The sequence below is a fragment of the Wukongibacter baidiensis genome (assembly GCF_050888315.1).
GTDB classification, from domain to species: domain Bacteria; phylum Bacillota; class Clostridia; order Peptostreptococcales; family Caminicellaceae; genus Wukongibacter; species Wukongibacter baidiensis.
Map to the genome: position 1 here is coordinate 5,487,426 of NZ_CP138202.1, position 22,010 is coordinate 5,509,435.

Consider the following 22,010-nt stretch of genomic DNA (forward strand, 5'->3'; position numbering starts at 1 on the left):
ATTTGTTTTATAGCAGTTATCAAAGACTTTTTTACTGTCTTTAGGGTAATATTAATATAGAAGAACTTTAAAAATAATACATATACTTCAATTAAACAATTAAAAAAGGTGATAGAATGAGCAAATTTTGGACTGATTATCCTGTTATTATGGATGAACTAGCAGATGTAAAAGAAATTATTAAGAAGAATATTAAGTCTAGAGAAAGATACCTAGAGGAATCTATTTATCCAATGATAGATGCAGGGGGTAAAATGTTAAGGCCTGCTTTTCTCTTGATATCAGGAAAGTTTGGGGAATATGATTCGAAAAAAATGCATAATCTTGGAGCTGTTATAGAGCTGCTGCATCTTGCCACTTTAATCCATGATGACATTATTGATGATTCTAAGCTTAGGCGGGGTGTGGAAACTGTACAGTCAAAGTATGGAAAGGAATACGCAGTTTACATTGGCGATTTTTTATTTTGCCAATGCTTTATGATGTTGTCAGATTATGATTATACTACGGAAAATCTTAAGGATATATCTAAGGTTGTATCGAGAATATGTATGGGCGAAGTAACTCAATATCACCTAAGATATGTCAATAGTATGAACTTAAGAAAGTACATAAGGATTATATCGGGTAAAACGGCTGCCTTATTTTCTCTTTGTTTTTTTATAGGGGCTAGGGAAGCTAAGTGTGATGAAGCCACCCAAAAGATTTTAGGGAGAATTGGTTACCACATAGGTATGGCCTTTCAAATTATAGATGACCTATTGGACTACGATGGGAATACAAAGGTGTTAGGAAAAAATGCTTTAAAGGATTTAAAAAGGGGTTATTATACATTACCTCTTATATTTGCATTAGAAAAGGATAAAGACAATGAGATTTATAGCTTTTTAAATAAGGAATCTATATGTGATGATGATATAGATCAAATAATTGGTCTAGTGAGAAAGTACGAGGGTATTGATAGGGCTGCAAGGGTAGCAGATAGATATAATAAGAAGGCCATGGGCCTCATTGACAAATTGCCGAATTGTGAGAGTAAGGAAATTCTTATTGAGATAGTACCAAAGCTGCTAAAACGAAATTATTAGGGGGAGATTTTTTGGCTTTCAAGGATTTACAGGACTTTATTATGCATCTGAAGAAAAAACAGCTTTTAGACGAGATAGAGATCGAAGTTGACAGCAATTTAGAGATTACAGAAATAGCCGACAGAGTTTCTAAAAAATTTGGAAATGCACTATTATTTAAAAAGGTAAAAGATTCTCCTTACCCCGTTGTAATAAATACTCTTGGAAGTTATGAAAGGCTTAACATGGGTTTTGAGGTAGAGAACCTAGATGAGATTGCAGATACTATTATGGATTTCATGGATGTAGCTAATTATGTTACCCTTGTGAATAAAATTAAGTCGATCCCTAAATTAGCTAGATTGGCAAATATTTTTCCGAAGAAAGTAAAAAAGGCTTCGTGTCAAGAGATAATAGAAGAGCCAGATTTAGACAAGCTTCCTATATTAAAATGCTGGCCAGAAGATGGAGGAAGATATATCACACTTCCCCTAGTTATAACAAAGGACCCTGAAAATGGGCAACAAAATGTGGGAATGTACAGGCTACAAGTCTATGATAAGAAAACGACTGGAATGCATTGGCACCTGCATAAGGATGGAAGAGAGATATATGAAAAATATCGAAAACTTGGAAAGAGAATGCCTGTATCTGTTGCTCTAGGCTGTGATCCTGCAACAATATATGCAGCTACTGCGCCTCTACCTAAGATGATCGATGAAATGATTTTTGCAGGCTTTTTAAGGAAATCTCCTGTAGAACTGGTAAAATGCATTACCAATGACATTTATGTACCGGCTAATGCCGAGTTTGTCTTAGAAGGATACGTTGATCTAGATGAAATGAGATTAGAGGGACCCTTTGGTGACCATACAGGGTATTACTCTCTAGCGGATATGTATCCGGTCTTCCACATCGAGAAAATTACAAGAAAGAAGAATCCTGTTTATCCAACTACCATTGTTGGAAAACCTCCTATGGAGGATTGTTACTTGGGGAAGGCTACGGAGAGAATTTTCTTGCCACTCATAAAGGTTCAGTGTCCAGAAATAATAGATATGAACTTTCCATTAGAGGGAGTATTTCATAATTGTGTAATCGTTTCTATTAAAAAGGCCTATCCAAAGCATGCCCAGAAGATTATGAACGCCCTATGGGGTCTTGGACAGATGATGTACACAAAAATGATTATAGTTGTTGATGAAAATGTGAACCCCCATGATTTATCAACTGTTGCATGGAAGGTGTTTAATAATATCGATGCTAAAAGGGATCTAGTTATATCTGAGGGTCCCTTAGATGCTCTGGATCATGCTTCAAATACGGCTCATTTTGGCCATCGATTGGGGATAGATGCTACGAAAAAATGGACTAGCGAAGGTCATGCAAGGCCGTGGCCCAATGATATAGAGATGTCAAAGGAAATCAAGGATTTGGTAGACAAGAGGTGGAAGGAATATGGTATTCGATAGGATTAAGAGCTACGGAGAGCTAGTCATGTTTTCACATACATTGTTCTCCCTGCCCTTTGCCTTAATAGGAATGTTTTGGGCTGCTGAAGGTTTACCTTCTCCAGAGGTTATTATTTGGATATTGGTGGCTCTGGTTGGAGCTCGAAACGGAGCTAATGCCTTGAATAGATTGGTAGATAAAGAGATTGATAAGAAAAACCCTAGAACAGCAAATCGTCATATGCCCAGAGGAGTTGTAAAGGATATTGAAGTATGGGGAATTACTATATTTTGTTTTTCTATTTTTATCCTTGCTGCCTATAAACTTAATCCTCTTTGTTTTAAATTAACGCCCCTTGCACTGTTCCTATTCATAATATATTCCTATACAAAAAGGTTTACATGGGCTTGTCATATTGTACTTGGTATTGCCTGTGCTGGAGCACCAGTTGGAGCATGGCTGGCGGTAACCGGTAAGTTCTCCCTGCCACCATTCATTTTAGGAGCTGTGGTTGCTTTATGGGTGGCTGGCTTTGATATAATATATGGAACCCAAGACATTGAATTTGACAGGAAGAGTGGGTTATTTTCTATACCAGCACGATTTGGATTACAAGGTGCACTTCTAATAGCTAGAGCATTTCACTTCACTATGATTCTGCTTCTAGTTGCGTTGTATTTTGTAATAGGTACAGGTTTTATCTATTTAATAGGTATTTTTATTAGTGCCTTTCTTTTAATCATTGAACATTATATTGTATCACCATCAAACGAGAAAAAAATGAAGATTGCAGCATATAATATTAATCAAATAGTAAGTCCATTGATATTGCTATTTACTGTTTTGGATATGTTTATATAAGTTTTTAAGAGGTGAGGGTCTTGGCAAGATTTATAGTAGGAATAACGGGTGCTAGCGGAAGTATTTATGGAGCTAGGCTCATTGAAGAACTATTGAAGCAGAGAAATGAAGTATACCTGATTATTACTGAGAATGGAAGACGCGTTTTAGAATTTGAATTAGAGCTTAATTTTCGAAAATGGATAGATAAACTAAATAGGCTGTATGGTGGACTAAATCTATGCAACATAAACGATATGTTTTCTTCAGTAGCAAGTGGTTCCTTTAAGACCGATGGAATGGTTATAGCCCCGTGCTCAATGGGAAGTTTAGCAAAAATAAGCAATGGAATTACCGATAACTTACTTATAAGGGCAGCCGATGTAATAATAAAGGAAAAGAGAAAATTGATTCTAGTTCCTAGGGAAACTCCATTTAGTTCAATACACCTTAGGAATATGCTTATTTTAAGCGATTTAGGCGTAGCTATTTTACCTCCCATGCCTGCCTTTTATAATAAACCTAAAACCATAGATGAGATTGTGAATAATACCGTGGGAAGGGTTTTAGCGAGCTTAGACTTGGAGAATACCTTGTATAAGGAATGGAATGGTGTGAGGTAGTTAAATATGATAGAGATTAAAAATTTGGGGGTAAAATATAGTAGTAGAGATGGAGATGTTACAGCTATTAAAAATATTAATTTAAAAGTACCAAATGGTGATATTTGTGTAATTATCGGACCTTCAGGGGGAGGCAAATCTACTCTGCTAAAGGTTCTTGCGGGAATCATTAAGGACTATGAGGGAGAAGCGCTAGTAGACGGAAGAGAAATTAATCCCAAGACCAATAGAATTGGATTTATTCCTCAAAATTATGGTTTAGTTAAATGGAAGACAGCTGAGGAGAATATATTCCTATCGGCAAGAATAAAGGATGGTAGGAAATGTATTGACATAGATTATTATGAGAAAATTTTAACGAAGCTAGGGATAAGGGAATTGAAAAATAGGTATCCTAGTGGACTTAGTGGCGGGCAGCAGCAGAGGGTATCCATAGCTAGAGCATTTCTATTAAAGCCTAATTTGCTTTTAATGGATGAGCCCTTTTCAGCCTTGGATGCTATGACTAGGGAAGAGGTTCAAAAATTATTTTTAGAGGTTTGGAAGGAAAGCAGGGTTACGACTATATTGGTTACCCATGATATTAGGGAAGCTATATACCTAGGAAAAAGAATCATTATTCTTTCATCGATTACTGGGAGGATTTTAGAGGTGATAGACAATCCTTTCTTTGGAAAAGTTCACAATGGATTAGATAAGAAGTATGGGCAATTAAATAATAAAATCATTAAAGCTTTAAGGGGTGAAGGGGCAAATGAGATTGAAAGAATATAAAAGCATTAGCTTTGTCTATGCTTTTGTATTGATATTTATACTGTGGCAGGTTATAGGTGTTATTTTAAATAAATCCATATTTCCCACTCCCGTAAAGATAATAGTCAATATGGGAAAAACCTTTCAAAGTCAAATAGCAATCCATGCCATATACAGTTTGAGGAGAATTGTGTTTGGAATTTTACTTACTTTGCTACTAGGGATACCCCTAGGTATATTGATGGGATACTTTAGAAAAGTGGATTCAATACTTTCACCAATTCTATACTTTAATTACCCTATACCTAAGATTGCTTTGCTACCGATAGTAATGCTTATATTTGGACTAGGTGAGCTAACAAAGGTTATTATGATATTTATGATTACATTTTTTCCAATTGTAATTAATATCAGAGATGAGGTTAAAAATATACCGGAGGAAGTATTATATCCTATGTATTCATTAGGAGCAGGTACATACAGAATTATCAATGAGATTATTTTACCTGCAACAATCCCTGCGATATTGACATCTCTTAGATTAGGGATAGGTACAGCTATTTCTGTATTGTTTTTTACTGAAAACTTTGGTACTGAGTATGGTATGGGTTATTTTATAATGGATTCATGGATGCGTATCAATTATATTCAGATGTATTCAGGTATTTTAACTTTGAGCGTCATAGGACTAATTTTTTTTATTACCATAGATATATTGGAAGTTCATATATGTTCTTGGGATAAATAGCTTGGTAGGAGGCTAGTAAAATTGAGAAATGTAAAAATTACCATTCTTATTACTTTATCGATAGTTGCTCTAGTAGCTCTAGTAGCTTGTGGGCCTAAGAAGATACTATATAAAGAAGGCGTTTATGAAGGCTATGGAGAGGCATATCATGGATATATAAAGGTTATAGTAACTACGGATCAATATAGTATAACAAATATCGAAGTAATAGATGATGAACCGGTGCCGATAGTTGGGGAAATAGTTTATAAAGAAATTCCTAAGAGAGTTATAAAGAAGAATAGCGTAGATGTGGATATAATAACAGGGGCTACCTATACAAGTGAGGGGCTTCTTGACGCTATAGAGGACGCATTAAAAAAGGCCAAAGCAAAGCCGAAGAATGAGATTTAGAGGTGATCTATTCTTGAAATTACAATACAAAATTACTTTATTTATAACAATTATTCTAATTGTGGTAATAGGTGGGATAGGAGTATTAACCCTCGAACAATTAGAAGATACCGTTGAAAGTGGAATGGGGAACAATGCTATGGATTTAGCGGTAACTATTGCTTCCATGGATATAATACAAGAAACCCTAGGAACTACTAAGGATTATAGAATGATTCAGCACATCATAGAGACATTTAGAGAAAACACTAGATTTCAGTATATTATTGTCATGGACATGGAGGGTATTCAATACTCATATCCCTATGAAAGGGGGTTGGGTAAAAGGTATAAAGCTGGTGGGGAGGAGAAGGTGTTAGAAAAAGGGGAGTCGTATATATCTGCATTTAGAAACCCCTTATTTTCAAATATTAGAGCCTTTGTACCTATCCATTATGAAGGAAAGCAAGTTGGTGCTGTTAAGGTAGCAATTTTAACTGATAGAGTCTATGAAGAGACTAGTCTATACCGATCTAATATTTATCGATCTTTGATTGTGGGTCTTTTAATTGGAATAGGCGGCGCTTCATTGCTATCATTTACTATAAAACGAACCATTTTTGGATTAGAACCTAAGGAGATTGCATTGCTTCTGGGACAACGTGATATAATACTCCATAGTTTTAGAAACGGAATTTTAGCTGTAGATCAGGATGGTGAAATCATATTTTTTAATAAGACAGCTAAGAAAATTTTGGGTTTTAAAGACAGGTATAAAGGGAAAAATATATCCAATTTCAACTCTGCCTTTACTGATCAAATCCTAAAGGTATTAAAGGAAAAGGAATCTATATACAACCATGAGATAAAGATATGCCCAGGCAAGATATTGCACTGTAGTCACAATCTATTAAGAGATCACAAGGATGAGGTCATTGGTGTGGTGTGTAGTTTTCAGGACTTAACAGAGGTTAAGCAAATGGCAGAGGAATTGACTGGCATTAAGAAGCTAACATGTGCACTCAGAGCTCAGAACCATGAGTTTATGAACAAGCTGCATACAATTTCGGGACTGATACAATTAGAAGAATACGACAAGGCTGTGGATTATATTTCATATATATCTGAGGAAAGGAAGGAAATCTCAGGTATTCTAAGCGATAAAATAAAGGATGCCCATGTATCGGGGCTGCTTTTGGCAAAATATCATAAGGCATCGGAGGCAAAAATATCCTTAGAAATTGATCCGGATTCAAACCTAAAAGAGATCCCTGAAAATAATATAACTGCCGATGAAGTTTGTTCAATCATAGGAAATTTAATTGAAAATGCTATTGATGAGTTAGTTAAGATTGAAGATGGAAAAATCTTAGTAAAGCTAAATTCAGATAAAGAAGGATTGAGGATATTGGTTCAGGACAATGGGCCCGGAATGAGTAAGGAAATTAGGGAAAGGATTTTTCAAAGAGGTATTACAACGAAATCAGGCAATAGGGGATTTGGTATGAGTATAGTGAAGGAAATAGTTGATAGTACTGGAGGAACTATAAAGCTTTTACAGAATGGCGGAACTATATGGGATATATTTATCCCGCTAGAAAGGGGAGCATCAGATGATTAAGGTGATTATAGTTGAAGATGACCCGATGGTAAGGGAAATAAACGAGAAGTTTTTGAAAAAGGTTGAGGGCTATGAACTATATGACAGCGTTAATTCTATAGAGAAGGCTAAGGAATCTATATTAGAAGGTCATCCAGACTTAATATTATTGGATATTTTCTTTCCTCAAGGGAAAGGGCTAGAGCTTCTGAAATGGATACGTAGAGAGAATATAAAGTGTGATGTTATACTAATTACAGCTGATAAAAGTATGGAAACTGTTGAAGATGCATTTCGATATGGAGCAGTAGACTATTTAGTAAAACCCTTTGTATTCAAACGCTTTAATGAGGCAATGATTCAATACAGAAACAGAAAAAGCAGCTTTGGAAGTATTGAAAGTGTAGAACAAGATATAATTGATAGATATACCTTGAAGGAAAAGAAACCGCAATCATCAAAAAAGGATGATATTAGCGAAATCAAAGGATTTAGTCAACATACCTATGAAAAAATATTAAAGGGAATTGAGGATATGAAGGGGAAGACCTTTACATCTCAGCAGCTTGCTAAGGAAATAGGAATCTCTAGGATCACAGCAAGAAGATATTTGGATTACTTAGAAAAGGAAAAAAAGCTTGTTATTGAGCTAGAATACGGAAAAGTGGGTAGACCTAAGAATAATTATAGGTTGAAAGAAGAATAAAAAAAGCTACTAGCTAATGGCTAGTAGCTTTTTACTTAATTAAAATAAATGAATAAATAGGAATGATCAATATGCTTAAAACCGTTGTAAAGCCAACCATGAAGGATACATATTTTGAGTTCACTCCATAAAACTCCGATACCAGTGCCGCTTGAGTTATTATCGGCATGGTTGCTTCTACGATAAAAACGTTGTTTAGAATGTTTGGTAGCTCAAATAGTTTAAGACATAGGTACATCATAAATGGAGCAATAATAAATCTTCCAGCTATTATTAAATAACTGGGGACATCCAGTTTTATTTCTTTGAAATCAATTGAATATATTACAATACCAATGAAAAACATCGACAACGGGGTCGTTAGGTTTCCTATGTATCTAAAGGAGCTAACAATAAAAGAAGGTAATTGTATTTCAAGAAATACTAAAGTAAGTCCAACAATAAAACTGATTAGTGGAGGAGAAAAAATCTTTTTTATGGATTCCATTTTGGAGAATTTCTTATCTACTTCAGAACTGGTCTTACGTATATTATATACAGCTAATGTCCAAAACAAGCTAGTGTTAGCAAGGTAAAAAAGAAAGACATATGTAGCGCTCTCTTCGCCGAATAACGAAACATTTATAGGAAGTCCAATAAATATTGAGTTTGAGAAAGCAAACATGGCGTAAAAGACTCCTCTTTTACTTTTTTCTACTCTAAAAATACGAGCTATTATAATTGCAAGAATATAGGTTATGATAATACTTGAAAAAGCTACAAGTATTCCACTGGCTGAGCCAATCAGTTTTTCCTTACTAAATCTCATAGGTATGCTTACTACCATCATGAGTGGAAGAGATACCTTGATAACAAGCTGAGAAAAGAGCTTGCTAGTTCCTTTGGTAAAGAAACCCTTCTTTGCTAGAATAAATCCTGTACCAATCATAATAAAAATAGTTAATACACTGTTTAGTCCATTTAGCATTTGTATTCCTCCTGTATTAAAAACCTTTTAAAGTACAATAAAGATTATAACATATTAACCTTCTATAATGTTGAGCTGGAAAGCTTTATTTCTAAAAGATTACCATCCCATATTATTTTTTCTACTAAAGACCTAATAAATCTTTTCTTTTCATCAAAATTAAGTGTATCAATGATATTTATAAGGTTTAAAATTTCATTTGAAATAGTTTTTAGATTTTCTGAAGGTTTAATAGAATCGTCCTGTATTTCTAGCTGACCTCTTAATTCTAAAATTTTTTCGTCAAATGCTTCTATTTGCTCGATGATATATTTTCCAGTATTACTGTACTCAAGCTGTGAAAGCCTTAGGGTTAAATTATTTATGTAACCCTCATAGACTTTAATTTCTTTTTGAAGCTCATCTTTATTAAATTTAGGTTCTAACATTTTTCTCATTTCTTTAAATTCATTACAAAGATGAAGGTATAGATTTTGTTTATAAGAGCTTATCTTGGCGATTTCGCTAATTATAAGATTATCAGCAATTCTTCCATTAATATTATTTATATTGCAATCTACACCCTTGGACCTTTCCTTTGTTAAACATTTATAATAGTAATAAATCTTATTATTACTTCTAGATACAGAAATCCGCATCTTAGATCCGCAATTCTTACATCTAAGCAAATCGGTGACAAGACCTATTTTTCCCGTACCTGATCTGGGAGCTTTTTTTCTGTTCTCCCTTAGTAGGTTTTGTACTTCTATCCAAGTTTCAGATGGAATAGTACCGGGATGGAGTCCGACTGCGACTATCCACTGGGATGGATCTTTCTTAATAACTCTATTCTTTTTTTCTTCATGTCTATTGTAAACCATAAGACCTTTTTTACCATCAAAATCTTCCTTATAATTAGATATTTTAGAGTTTAGAAGAGAAAAGTAATTGTACATTGAAGGATCTGCAACTGCATAAACGGGATTAGAAAGTATAAACTTCAATATGCTTTTATCAAATAATTTACTGCTCCTTGTTTTGATATCATTCTTTTTAGCCCAAACCTCAAGGGCTGTCAAAGAGCCTAGTTCAAGATATTTATTATATAAGGTTGTAACTAATTTAAGTTCTGAGGGCTTTGGAGAAAGCTTATATAATTTCCTTTTAGAACTGACATTATCAAAATACTCTACTTGCTCACTAATAAATCCCATAGGAGTCTTGCCTCCGAGCCATCTTCCAGACTTTGCTAAGCTATACATGTTGTCCTTTACCCTTTCTGAGATGGTTTCTCTTTCCAATTGAGAAAAAACTGATGCGATGAACATCATAGCACGGCCCATAGGTGTGGAAGTATCGAAACTTTCTCTAATAGATATGAAGTCGATATTATTTTCACTAAGTAATTCTACAAGGGATGTAAAGTCAGAGATATTCCTGCTTATGCGATCTAGGCGGTAACATATGAGCACATCAAATTTATGAAAAATTGCTTTTTCTAGCATTTCTTTATATCTGGGGCGATTTGTATTACTGCCGGAGTAACCTTCATCCTCGAATATTAGAAACTTCTTAACATCATAATTCTTTGCTGCATATTCTTTACATAGCTCTACCTGATTTTGAATAGACTCACCCTTACCGGTAAACTTTGATTTTCTTGAATATATAGCTATAACTGAAATAGCTATCACCTCTTTTGAAATTATACTGAATAATCCGAGTTTAAATATCTTCTATTAAATAATACAGAGGACGGATAGATATTATTACATAAAGAGAATAAAATTAAAAAAATCTTAAATTTTCAATATAGCTCCTTTATTCGACAAAATTTTTGAGTAAAAAGTAATAGAATAATTAATAGAGTGTCTAAATACGGCGGGATACAAAAAAGCTCCTCAAGTATATAAATTAAAAAAGAACATTATTATGAACGGATAAGTGATTTAAGGGGGAACCTGAGTGTGAAGTACAAATTGGAGGATTTAATAGATCTTGACAAGTTTCAAGAGCTTATGAAGGAATTTTATAACATAACTAAAATTCCACACGGACTTCTTAATGCTGAAGGAACTATTTTGAGTGGTATAGGCTGGCAGGATGTATGCACAAAATTTCATAGGGTGGATATAAAGAGTGCTTTAATGTGTAAAGAAAGTGATTTGGCGGTTTCAAATATGGCACTTGAGGGTGAAAGATTTGTGCTTTATAAATGTAAGAATGGACTAATGGAAGCAGCCGTTCCTATTATAGTTGAGGAGAACTATATGGGGATGCTCTGCTTAGGTCAATTTCTTTTTGAAGAGCCCGATCTTAAGTTTTTTCGAAAACAAGCTGAAATGTTTGGATATGATCAAGATTCATATATGGAAACAGTTTCTCAAATACCAATTTTTACAAGGGAAAAAGTTGAAGCCACTATGGCCTATTTTTCTAATTTGGCTGATATGCTATCGAGTATGGGATTAAATCGACTAAGACAAAAAGAAACAGAAAATTTACTAATAAAGGCAAATGAAAAACTAGAGGAAAGAGTTATAGAGAGAACAAGAAAATTAGCTATAGCAAACAAAAAGTTACAAATTGATATAAGAAGACGTAAAATCATTGGACGAAAGCTTAAGATAAGTGAAGAAAAATACAGGAAGCTAGTTGAAATAATGCCCGATGCTATTGTGGTCCATGATAAGGGAACTATTATCCTTGCGAACCATGCATTTTCTAAGCTTGTAGGTATAGAAAGACATGAGGATGTCATTGGAAGAAATATATTCAATTTTATTCACCCAGAGGATAGAAGCCTTGCTCTTGAGTGTGCTAGATATGTTAATGTTGGAAGAACATTACCTTTAACGGAACAAAGACTGATTAGCATAGGTGGCAAATCCATTGACATTGAAGCGACTGGTACTCTTTTTCCCTATGAAGGTAAAACAGCAATTTTAGCTGTTGGGCGTGATATATCAGAACGGAAAAAAATCAAAAAAATGCAGAGTAAAATTGAGGAAGAGAGAAGAATTTTAAATGAAGCCAGAGAATATGAAAAATTAAAAACTGAATTTTTTGCGAATCTATCCCATGAATTTAGAACGCCATTAAACTTAATATACAGCACTATACAACTCTTTGAAAAGGATTTAACGGGAAGGGTAACCAGAAGTGAGAGGTCATATATAAATAAGTATTTGAAAGTATTTAAGCAAAATACCCATAGGCTCTTAAGGCTTTGTAATAATCTTTTAGATATTACAAAAATAGATTCAGGATATTTTGAGCTAGAGATAAAGAATATTAATATTGTAAATGTTATTGAGGATATAACTATGTCAGTAGCTAGGTACGTACAGCGCAACAACATTAAAGTTATATTTGATACGGAGGTTGAGGAGTTTATTGTCGCAGTCGATGTTAATGCCGTTGAAAGAATTATGTTAAATCTATTATCTAATGCAGTAAAATTTACGGAGCTTGGTGGAGAGATAGTAGTTGAAGTGTCTACGACAGACAAGGCGATATGTATTTCTATAAAGGATACGGGAATAGGGATTCCGGAAGACAAGGTTGCTATGATATTTGATCGTTTTAGACAGGTGAACAAATCTATTAGGAGAAATCATGAAGGAAGTGGTATCGGCCTATCATTAGTTAAACTGCTGATGGATTTACACGATGGAGATATCGAGGTTAAAAGTAAATATGGAATGGGCAGTGAGTTTATTTTAAAGTTCCCTATAAGGCACGTAGAGGACGATGTTAACATAGATGAGCTAGCAAAGTCATTAGAGGTTATAAGAAATAATATTGAAGTTGTAGATATTGAATTTTCCGATATATATGGTTTTAATGAGATTGGTTGAGAACCTTTAAAGCTATTATGTCTTTTTGTAGATATAGCTTCTGCTATGTCGTGCGTCACCAATATAGCCGTCTTTTTTTCGTTCTTAAGTATTGTTCCAATCTCATCTGCTACGGCAGAACAGATAAAGTCTGTAAATCTAAGGTTTTAGAATATATAATATGTATTGTAAATTAAACAGGAGGGATAAGTATGGATATTATTTTTAGACACACACAGCTTTACAAATTTTTAAGGTATTGTAACGACGAGGGATTAGAGAAGGTTGTACTAGATTGCGGTGCTGGTGGAAACTGTCCTCCATTAGCACTCTTTGCTACAAACGGATATAAAACTTTTGGTATAGAATTCGACGAAGGGCAGTTGGATAAGGCCAATATGTTTGCTGAGAAAAATGATCTAGAGCTTAACATTGCCAGGGGTGATATGAGAATGCTTCCATTTGAAGATGCATCAATGGATTATGTTTACTCATATAATGCTGTATTTCATATGAACAAAAAGGACATTTCAAAGAGTGTTGATGAAATGAAGAGAGTTTTGAAGCCTGGGGGATTATGTTTTGTGAATTTTCTTACTGTAAATGATTTCCGATATGGACAGGGTGAAGAATTAGAAAAGGGAGAGTTTGTACAAGCGGAAGACGATGGAACAGTTATTCATTCATATTATGAAATCGATGAAGGCGATGCTCACTTTAATGATATGGAAATTTTAGTTAAAGAAAACAGGGTTCTTGAAAGAATATTTGAGGGTGAAAGAATTAGACAAGGATTTGTTGATTATATTGTTCGAAAGAAAAAATAAGAGAATTTATATATTTATATATGGAACGGTTATATATGCAGCCGTTCCATATTCTATTCCTCAAGAAAATTAATAGTTGGTGGTGTATTTTTATAAACAATTATTGATTTTATAAAGCCCTTCAAAATAATTTTTCTTTCACTGAGGGTAGCATTTTCCCATATGCAGTCGAAATTTTCAATAATCAATTTTAATTGATCTGCATTAGTATCATTACTTTGAGCTTCATTTTTTAACTGTGATAGAGAGGCTATTTGCTCTTGTATATTTTTTTTCTTTTTTAAAGCAAGCTCGATTCTATTATCAACTTCAGTAAAATTCATATGCCCCTTTCCGTAGGCATCGTACCATCGAGACAATTCTGTATTTACCATAGTTAGTTCGTTTTCAAGTCCATTTAGAGAAGTTTTATCCATACTAGTTGTATTTAACTCTAAGATGTCCTTTATAAAAGGAGTCAATATAGATTTATCAATCGGCAAACAACCTAACTGTGATATAATCTGGGCTTCTAGCTTTGAAGCATTTATATATCCCAAATTACAGCTTTTAGCAGTTACCATATGGGAAGGAGAGCCGTGATAGGTATAGCAAATATAATATTGATAATCTCTGATATTCCTTCTAAACATTTTAGATCCACATTTTCCACAAATTAAAAGACCTCCTAAGAGTGAATCAGAAGTTTTACGATAGGAAATACTGCGTTTTTTCATAAGGGACTTGGCCAAGTTGAAGGTTTCTATATCAATTATAGATTCATGGGAGCCATTAAACTGCATATCTTTGTAGGGGATCATCCCAACATAGAGTGGATTATTTAGATAGGTCTTTATTTTAGAAACTGTAAACTCTGCACTATGCTTACTTCTATAGCCCTTGGAATTTAGTTCCTTACAAATGCTGTCCATGCCCAGTCCAGCTATATATTTTTGGAATACTAGTCTGATTATATTAGCTTCATATTCATTTATCATGAGGCTTCCATCGATATAATCATAACCGAGGGGAACAGGTCCACCACGCCATTTACCTTCCTTTGCTCTTCTTTCCTTGCCTAGTTTAGATCTCTCTACAATAGTATCTCTTTCAAGCTGCGAGAATACGGCCAATATACCTAACATTGCACGACCAAAGGGTGTAGCTGTATCGAAAGACTCTAAAACACTTACAAAGTCGACATTGTTTTCTAGAAATATATCTTCAACTAAGTACAGAACATCCCTTTGAGATCTAGATAATCTGTCGAGCTTATATACAAGAACTAGATCAATATCATCCATATGTTCTAACATTCTTTTTAAGGCAGGTCTTTCAAGGTTTGTTCCCGTATAGCCATCATCAATGTATACGTTACTAACTATCCAATCCTTCGCCTTTGAAAAAGATAAAAGTTTATCCCTTTGAGCAGGGATAGAATAGCCCTCTTTAGCTTGTTCTTGTGTGGATACCCTTATATATATGGCAACTTTTTTCATAAAACCACTCCTATAGCAGTTATATGCAGGGAGTTTATGAAAAAGACTGACTTAGAGAGAAAGATCTAAATAAGCATGGCTTGAGGATTTTATACTATCTATGTATACTTTTTCTTCTTCTTACCGTCACAAAGCTTGTTAATAAGTTCATACTTAAGCTCTGAATTCTGCTGGCCCCACGTACACATCATCTCGAGTATAGGAAGCAAAGTCTTGCCCTTTTCAGTTATAGAGTATTCGACCTTAGGAGGAACCTCTGGATAGACCTTTCTTTCTACAAGCTTATTTTTTTCAAGCTCTCTTAATTGATTAGTTAAGGTTTTATGGGTTATTTTTGGTATGAACTTTCTTATTTCTCCAAAGCGTTTTGTTCCTGTAGTACCAAGATACCATATGATAAGGGGTTTCCATTTGCCCCCAATAACTGCTAAAGTAAGCTCTATTTCACAGCTAACCTTTTTTATGTTATCCATTTCATTACTCATTCTATCAACTCCAAAACAATAGTCTAAGTTACATATTATTATATATACTATCATCAAAGACACTATATATCTAGGCTGTTAATTCTACTATCAATATGTATATATAGTATCATCAAAGATACTATATATCAACAAAGTGCATACTTTACACTTTTTTTGTTAAGCCTTATACTAAATAACATAAGAGGGATCCCGAAACCATCTTTTGAATATATAGGAGGAATTTAAAGAATGAAAAAATTAGTAGTTATAACAGGAGCGAGCTCAGGTATCGGTAGAGCAACGGCTATAAAGCTATCAAATGAAGGGTATCCTCTATTATTGTTAGCGAGAAGAAAAGAGAAATTAGAAGAGTTAAACCTTCCAAATACAATTTGTAGAAGCGTAGATGTGACTAACCTAGAGTCATTTAAGGCTGCTATAGCTGAAGCTGAAGAAAAATTTGGCAAGGTAGATTGTTTAGTGAACAATGCAGGGATCATGCTGCTTGGTGAGGCTCAAAACCAAGACCCTAAAGAATGGAAAAAAATGCTTGATGTAAATGTTATGGGAGTACTAAATGGTATTCACGTAGTACTAGATGATATGATAAAGAGAAATGAAGGAACTATTATAAATACAAGCTCTATTGCAGGAAGAAAGACCTTCCCAAATCATGCTGCATATTGTGGAACTAAATTTGCAGTACATGCAATTACGGAAAACGTAAGGGAAGAGGTAGCAAAGCACAATGTAAGAATGGTAGTGATAGCTCCAGGGGTTGTTGAAACAGCACTACTAAGTCACACAACTTCTGATGAGATAAAGGATGGATATACCGATTGGAAAAAGGAAATAGGTGGTGGACTTCAACCAGAAAATATAGCTGATGCAATTCACTTTGCTTATTCACAACCTCAGAATGTATGTATAAGAGAAATCGTTATTGCTCAAACTAGACAAGATTCTTAAGGAATAGTAATATTTTAATTAATTAAAAGGCTACTTACATGTGTAAGTAGTCTTATGTTTGATTTAAGGAGGTAATTGGTGTGATATATACAGAGAAAGTTGTTTTAATAACAGGAGCCGCTAATGGAATAGGGAAAGCCATAGCAAAGGCCTATTGCGAAGTAGGAGCCAAGGTAGTACTTGCTGATATAGATGAAAAAAATGGAACCGAGCTTGTAAAGGAATATAAAACTCTAGGATTTGATTCAATCTTTTATAAGGTTGATTTGAAATCTCCAGATGAAATAATCGAGATGATTGAATATGTTGTAAATGAATATGGAAGTTTAGATATACTTATTAATAATGCTGGGATTAGCAAGTTTAAGTCATTATATGACTTAACGATAGACGAATGGGATGAGATTATAGATGTTAATTTGAGAAGTTTCTTCATTACATCACAACAATTTGCTAAGACTAATAAAAATACCTCCTATGGGAGAATAATAAACATAGCTTCAACAAGATATCTCATGTCTGAGCAGGATTCTGAGGCCTATGCAGCTTCAAAGGGCGGAATAGTTTCCCTAACCCACGCACTAGCCATTTCGCTGAGCAAAGAAAATATAACGGTTAATTGCATTAGTCCAGGTTGGATTCAGAATGATAATTATGAGGATTTAAGTTCTTTAGATCATGGACAGCATCCTTCATCAAGGGTTGGAAAGCCAGGGGATATAGCTAGAGCATGTATGTTTTTCACAGATGAAGAGAATGATTTTATAAATGGAGAGAATATTGTTATAGATGGTGGGATGACAAAGAAGATGATTTATATATAGGTGTGTCATATATATAAGTTACGAAAAAATAATTAAGTTGAATCATATCTAATACTCCTGTATAATTGTACAAAAAACTACAGGATTTAATTAGGAGTTGATATCATGGGAAAACACATAATAGATGAAGCAAAACGATGCCTGCAATGTAAAAACCCTAGGTGTCAAAAAGGTTGTCCAATAAATACGCCAATACCAGAGGTTATAGACTTATTATTGGAAGGAAATATCAATAAAGCCGGCGAAACATTATTTAAAAATAATCCCTTATCCGTTGTATGCTCCTTGGTTTGCCCTCATGAAAACCAGTGTGAAGGACATTGTATTCTAGGAAAGAAATCAAGTCCTGTTCATATTAGTACAATTGAAAATTATATCTCAGATTACAGCTTAAATGTAATGGACTTAAAGCCTAAGAAAAAGCTAAAGGGTAATATAGGTATAATAGGGTCAGGACCAGCAGGAATTACAATAGCATTTGTTTTAGCGCTAAAGGGTTATGATATTACGATATTTGAAGCCAATGACAAGATTGGTGGAGTGCTTAGATATGGAATTCCTGAGTTCAGATTACCTAAGAATATAATAGATAGATTAAAGAATGAATTGATTAAGCTTGGTGTAGTAATAAGACCAAATACTTTAATAGGGCCGGTACTAACCATAGAAGACCTTTTTAGAGACGGCTATGATGCGCTATTCATAGGAACCGGTGTATGGAAGCCTAGAAAACTAGGTATTAAGGGAGAAAGCTTAGGAAATGTACATTATGCAATAGATTATTTGAAAAACCCTGAGGTTTATAATTTAGGAGAGAAGGTATGCGTAATTGGCGCGGGAAATGTAGCTATGGATGTTGCAAGAACGGCCTTGAGAAAGGGTTCTCGTGAAGTATACCTAATGTACAGGAAGGGTATGGAAGATGTATCTGCCAGTAAATATGAGGTTGAATATGCTCAAATCGATGGAGTAAGATTTGAATTTTATAAATCTCCTCTTGAGTGTACTAAAGAAGGAGTAAGATATATCGAAACGAAAAAGGTACAGGATGGAGAAGAAGCGAAATTAGTAAATATAGAGGGTTCTGAGAGCTTGTTTGAATGTGATTCCATAATTATTTCTATAAGTCAGGGACCTAAGGCAAATATAGTTTCCAACTCTAAAGGAATAGAGGTAAATAAGTTTGGTTTAGTTATAACCGATGATTGTGGAAGAACAACTAAAGATGGAGTATTTGCATCAGGTGATGTGGTTACGGGCGCACGAACGGTAGTAGAGGCAGTAAAATACTCAAAGAAGGTTGCCGAGGCTATGCATGAATATCTCTCAGAAAAGTATGGTGAAAATGAAAAATAAAACTGATAAAGAGCAGGATAGTTAGCTATCCTGCTCTGAGGCTGTTAAGAAACCCGAATTTCTTCGTTGTTGCTTCATCCAAGAACCCTTACGTATGTCTTTATACGCTGCGGTCTCTTGGCTTCAGCACGCCTTGAACTTCGAGCTTCTTAACAGCCTAACATCTTGTTAACTTTGTTAACAATCTGAGAACAGGATAGTTAGCTATCCTGTTCTTTTTTTGTTTCCTTGTTTTTATCGTCTTTAGTGTTCGATATCCCTCGCTTTCCAATAGCAATTTCATAAGCAATTTTTACAATAGTCTTTAAAGCTCTATGTTTTAAAGGGTCCATATTATAAATATATTTTAACCTGTATTATTTATGAAAAGTTTGAATCAGCAGAGTTTTAAAATTGTCAAAAATAATACGGGTTAAATGTGAAAAAAATAATAAATGAAAGTTTAAACTTTCTTGTATCGGGTATTATAAATATAGAGTCAGTAAGGAAGAAAATTCATTAACTACAATGAAATATATTTTTTAGCATTTTAATGATATTGATAATCATTGTCCACAAAAATAAATGTGTGAGTTAATAGGAGGTAAAAAAATGAAAGTAGCTGTAATAGGTTGTACCCATGCTGGAACGGCGGCAATAATAAATACTGCAAAACTATATCCCGATGCAGAAATAACTGTTTATGAAAGAAATGACAACATTTCATTCTTATCTTGTGGGATTGCTCTATATGTTGGAGGAGTAATAAAGGACCCTCAAGGATTATTTTACTCTTCACCTGAGGAGTTAGCTAAACTTGGTGTTGATACTAAAATGAAGCATGACGTATTGGATGTTGATGTAGATAGTAAAAAACTTAAGGTTCGTAATTTAGATACAAATGAAGAGTTTGAGGATACATTTGACAAATTGATTATAACAACAGGTTCATGGCCGATAATTCCAAAGCTTGAAGGAATTGATTTAGAAAATGTATTGTTATCAAAGAATTTCTACCATTCAAATACTATTATTGAGAAGGCTAAGGATGCAAAAAACATTATAGTAGTAGGAGCAGGATATATAGGTGTAGAGCTTGTAGAAGCCTTTGAAATGAATGGAAAGAACGTTACACTAATCGATGCAGAGGATCGTATTTTAAGTAAATACTTAGATAAGGAATTCACAGATGTAGCTGAGAAAGCCTTTACAGACCATTCTGTAAAGCTTGCCCTTGGAGAACTTGTTACAAAGTTTGAAGGTGAGGACGGCAAGGTTAAGAAGGTAATCACTGATAAAGGTGAATATGAAACTGATTTAGTAATCATGTGTATTGGATTTAGACCAAATACAGGTTTATTTAAAGATCAAGTTGATATGCTTGGTAATGGTGCCATTATAGTTGATGAATATATGCGTACAAGTAAGAAAGATGTATTTGCAGCAGGTGACAGCTGTGCCGTTATATATAATCCTACTGGAGAACATAGATATATTCCGTTGGCTACAAATGCAGTTCGTATGGGGACCCTGGCGGCGAGAAACTTAGTTGAACCTACTACAAGATACATGGGTACCCAAGGGACTTCTGGAATCAAGATTTATGAGCACAATATAGCTTCTACAGGGCTAACAGAGAATGCTGCAAAGGCATCTGGTCTTGATGTAAAGACAGTAACTGTTAAGGATAATGATAGACCAGAGTTTATGCCTACCTATGATGAGGCTACACTTAAGCTAGTTTATGAAAAAGATTCAAAACGAATCTTAGGTGCACAGATCAACTCAAAAACAGATTTAACTCAGTCAATAAATACTATGTCAGTTGTTCTTCAAAACAAGATGACTATAGATGAATTGGCATTTGTTGATTTCTTCTTCCAACCACACTTTAATAAGCCGTGGAACTTGTTGAACTTAGCTGGATTGAGTGCTGAATAATTTGCATACTTTGATATTAAGATTTAATTAGCTATAGAAAATTCTATTTTATTACGAAATGCTTTTACAAACGTGCTAAGTGCGCTGTTTAAAGTTAGCTTTTGAGGGTTAAAAAGTCAAAGAGAGTCTTTTAGGCTCTCTTTTTTTTGGCCAAAGAGAATGACGTTAACTTTACAGCCTGTATCATGAACTTCATTCAAGAGAGAGACTGTTCTAAGAGTTGAGCCCCAGAGCGTTTCAGAATGAATAATCCGGGTTTAAGGTTTTAAAATTCAGGCGGTTTGGCTAGTTGTATAGAGTTCTTAGTAAAACTCAACTTATACAGGTACAAATACTCAGTGTTCCTAAGAGTTTTGGACCTGTATAAGTTGAAGTTTTTACTTGAATCTCTATAACGTACGTGCCAAGTCGATGAACATTTCAAATAACGCAGAAATTCGCCATTCTGGGACCCCCTCTTTTTACAAACATTATTTTATCTGCTACTCTTAGTCTGGTCTGATAATCCAGTGCTGAAAACGGTTCGTCGAGTAGTAATATCTCTGGTTCCGTTGATAGGGTCCTTATTAGTGCGACTCTCTGTCTCATACCTCCAGATAGCTGACTTGGATAATGTTGTTTAAAGTCTTTTAGCCCATAGATATCTAAGAGCTTTTCAACCTTAGAGATATTATCGGATGTTAGGTTGTTTTGAACCTCTAGACCGATTAACACATTCTTAAGAATTGTCCTCCACTCAAAAAGATTATCCTTTTGAAACATATAGCCTATTTTCTTATCATATTTTTTTACTTCCTCACCATTGATTAAAATTTTCCCCGACGAGGGCTTGATTAAGCCAGCAATCATAGATAGAAGAGTGGTTTTACCACATCCACTAGGACCGACTATGGATACTATTTCACCTTTGCTAACGAAAAGAGAAAGGTCACTCATTGCTAAAGTTTCCCCATCTAAGGTGTGATATATCTTACATACATTTTGTATGTCCATTACTTTAACAGTCAATTCTATATCCTCCCATCAAAAAAAGTCATAATATATTTTATTCCTGAAAATTAAATTTGTGAAAAGTTATAGGTTTGTTGACCTTGGTTTAATTATTATCCAAGTTAATTTACAAATTTCTAGATATTATAAAAAAGAGATTTATAAATGAGAAAAAACTATAAAAAAAACTAAGACTTAAAGTGTGTTTTATATTGACATTGAGTATTAAAATC

General features: G+C 34.2%; 20 protein-coding genes. 15 read left to right on the forward strand and 5 right to left on the reverse strand.

Annotated features, from left to right (window positions below; all coding sequences use genetic code 11):
- Positions 1 to 116 precede the first annotated feature (116 nt).
- Genes R9X47_RS24770 through R9X47_RS24810 form a run of 9 tightly spaced genes read left to right on the forward strand, consistent with a single transcriptional unit; the run spans position 117 to position 8,161 of the window.
- Positions 117 to 1,088, forward strand: coding sequence for a polyprenyl synthetase family protein (locus R9X47_RS24770; RefSeq protein ID WP_432663783.1), 972 nt, complete (start codon positions 117 to 119; stop codon positions 1,086 to 1,088).
- An 11-nt stretch (positions 1,089 to 1,099) separates the two neighbouring features.
- Positions 1,100 to 2,539, forward strand: coding sequence for a menaquinone biosynthesis decarboxylase (locus tag R9X47_RS24775; protein ID WP_432663785.1), 1,440 nt, complete (start codon positions 1,100 to 1,102; stop codon positions 2,537 to 2,539).
- The gene (locus R9X47_RS24780; protein ID WP_432663786.1) at positions 2,526 to 3,380 is read left to right on the forward strand and encodes a UbiA-like polyprenyltransferase; all 855 of its coding nucleotides are present in this window, start codon (positions 2,526 to 2,528) and stop codon (positions 3,378 to 3,380) included. Before R9X47_RS24775 ends, R9X47_RS24780 begins: the two co-directional genes overlap by 14 nt.
- Positions 3,381 to 3,400: 20 nt before the next feature.
- On the forward strand, positions 3,401 to 3,982 hold the full coding sequence (locus R9X47_RS24785; RefSeq protein WP_432663787.1) for a UbiX family flavin prenyltransferase: 582 nt from the start codon (positions 3,401 to 3,403) through the stop codon (positions 3,980 to 3,982).
- A 6-nt stretch (positions 3,983 to 3,988) separates the two neighbouring features.
- The gene (locus tag R9X47_RS24790) at positions 3,989 to 4,756 is read left to right on the forward strand and encodes an ABC transporter ATP-binding protein (RefSeq protein WP_432663788.1); all 768 of its coding nucleotides are present in this window, start codon (positions 3,989 to 3,991) and stop codon (positions 4,754 to 4,756) included.
- Positions 4,737 to 5,483, forward strand: a complete 747-nt coding sequence (locus R9X47_RS24795; RefSeq protein ID WP_432663790.1) for an ABC transporter permease — start codon at positions 4,737 to 4,739, stop codon at positions 5,481 to 5,483. Before R9X47_RS24790 ends, R9X47_RS24795 begins: the two co-directional genes overlap by 20 nt.
- Positions 5,484 to 5,504: 21 nt before the next feature.
- A complete protein-coding gene (locus R9X47_RS24800) occupies positions 5,505 to 5,876 on the forward strand; it encodes an FMN-binding protein (RefSeq protein ID WP_432663792.1) in 372 nt (123 codons plus the stop codon).
- Positions 5,877 to 5,889: 13 nt separating this feature from the next.
- A complete protein-coding gene (locus R9X47_RS24805) occupies positions 5,890 to 7,476 on the forward strand; it encodes an ATP-binding protein (protein ID WP_432663793.1) in 1,587 nt (528 codons plus the stop codon).
- The gene (locus R9X47_RS24810; protein ID WP_432663794.1) at positions 7,469 to 8,161 is read left to right on the forward strand and encodes a response regulator; all 693 of its coding nucleotides are present in this window, start codon (positions 7,469 to 7,471) and stop codon (positions 8,159 to 8,161) included. The genes R9X47_RS24805 and R9X47_RS24810 overlap by 8 nt, the downstream gene beginning before the upstream one ends.
- A gap of 31 nt (positions 8,162 to 8,192) precedes the next feature.
- Here R9X47_RS24810 and R9X47_RS24815 read toward each other — a convergent pair whose 3' ends face one another.
- On the reverse strand, positions 8,193 to 9,128 hold the full coding sequence (locus tag R9X47_RS24815) for an AEC family transporter (protein WP_432663795.1): 936 nt from the start codon (positions 9,126 to 9,128) through the stop codon (positions 8,193 to 8,195).
- 62 nt (positions 9,129 to 9,190) lie between these two features.
- Positions 9,191 to 10,801: a recombinase family protein gene (locus R9X47_RS24820; RefSeq protein WP_432663796.1), complete on the reverse strand. Its 1,611-nt coding sequence runs from the start codon at positions 10,799 to 10,801 to the stop codon at positions 9,191 to 9,193.
- Positions 10,802 to 11,074: 273 nt separating this feature from the next.
- Between R9X47_RS24820 and R9X47_RS24825 the strand changes: the two genes are divergently transcribed.
- Positions 11,075 to 12,967, forward strand: a complete 1,893-nt coding sequence (locus R9X47_RS24825; RefSeq protein WP_432663797.1) for a PocR ligand-binding domain-containing protein — start codon at positions 11,075 to 11,077, stop codon at positions 12,965 to 12,967.
- Between the two features lie 191 nt (positions 12,968 to 13,158).
- Positions 13,159 to 13,773, forward strand: coding sequence for a class I SAM-dependent methyltransferase (locus R9X47_RS24830; protein WP_432663798.1), 615 nt, complete (start codon positions 13,159 to 13,161; stop codon positions 13,771 to 13,773).
- A gap of 53 nt (positions 13,774 to 13,826) precedes the next feature.
- Here the strand turns inward: R9X47_RS24830 and R9X47_RS24835 are convergent, their stop codons facing one another.
- Both R9X47_RS24835 and R9X47_RS24840 read right to left on the reverse strand, forming a co-directional pair.
- Positions 13,827 to 15,251, reverse strand: a complete 1,425-nt coding sequence (locus R9X47_RS24835; protein WP_432663799.1) for a recombinase family protein — start codon at positions 15,249 to 15,251, stop codon at positions 13,827 to 13,829.
- 98 nt (positions 15,252 to 15,349) lie between these two features.
- Positions 15,350 to 15,736, reverse strand: a complete 387-nt coding sequence (locus R9X47_RS24840; RefSeq protein WP_432663800.1) for a winged helix-turn-helix transcriptional regulator — start codon at positions 15,734 to 15,736, stop codon at positions 15,350 to 15,352.
- Between the two features lie 231 nt (positions 15,737 to 15,967).
- On the opposite strand from R9X47_RS24840, the gene R9X47_RS24845 reads away from it, so the two are divergent.
- The 4 genes from R9X47_RS24845 (at position 15,968) to R9X47_RS24860 (ending at position 20,787) form a co-directional block, all read left to right on the forward strand.
- On the forward strand, positions 15,968 to 16,687 hold the full coding sequence (locus tag R9X47_RS24845) for an SDR family oxidoreductase (RefSeq protein WP_432663801.1): 720 nt from the start codon (positions 15,968 to 15,970) through the stop codon (positions 16,685 to 16,687).
- Between the two features lie 80 nt (positions 16,688 to 16,767).
- On the forward strand, positions 16,768 to 17,511 hold the full coding sequence (locus tag R9X47_RS24850; RefSeq protein WP_432663802.1) for an SDR family NAD(P)-dependent oxidoreductase: 744 nt from the start codon (positions 16,768 to 16,770) through the stop codon (positions 17,509 to 17,511).
- 105 nt (positions 17,512 to 17,616) lie between these two features.
- Positions 17,617 to 18,867: an NAD(P)-dependent oxidoreductase gene (locus R9X47_RS24855; protein WP_432663803.1), complete on the forward strand. Its 1,251-nt coding sequence runs from the start codon at positions 17,617 to 17,619 to the stop codon at positions 18,865 to 18,867.
- Positions 18,868 to 19,458: 591 nt separating this feature from the next.
- On the forward strand, positions 19,459 to 20,787 hold the full coding sequence (locus tag R9X47_RS24860) for an FAD-dependent oxidoreductase (protein ID WP_432663804.1): 1,329 nt from the start codon (positions 19,459 to 19,461) through the stop codon (positions 20,785 to 20,787).
- Between the two features lie 420 nt (positions 20,788 to 21,207).
- On the opposite strand, the gene R9X47_RS24865 is transcribed toward R9X47_RS24860, so the two are convergent.
- Entirely contained in the window at positions 21,208 to 21,795 is a 588-nt protein-coding gene (locus R9X47_RS24865) for an ABC transporter ATP-binding protein (protein WP_432663805.1), read from the reverse strand.
- Between the last annotated feature and the right edge of the window lie 215 nt (positions 21,796 to 22,010).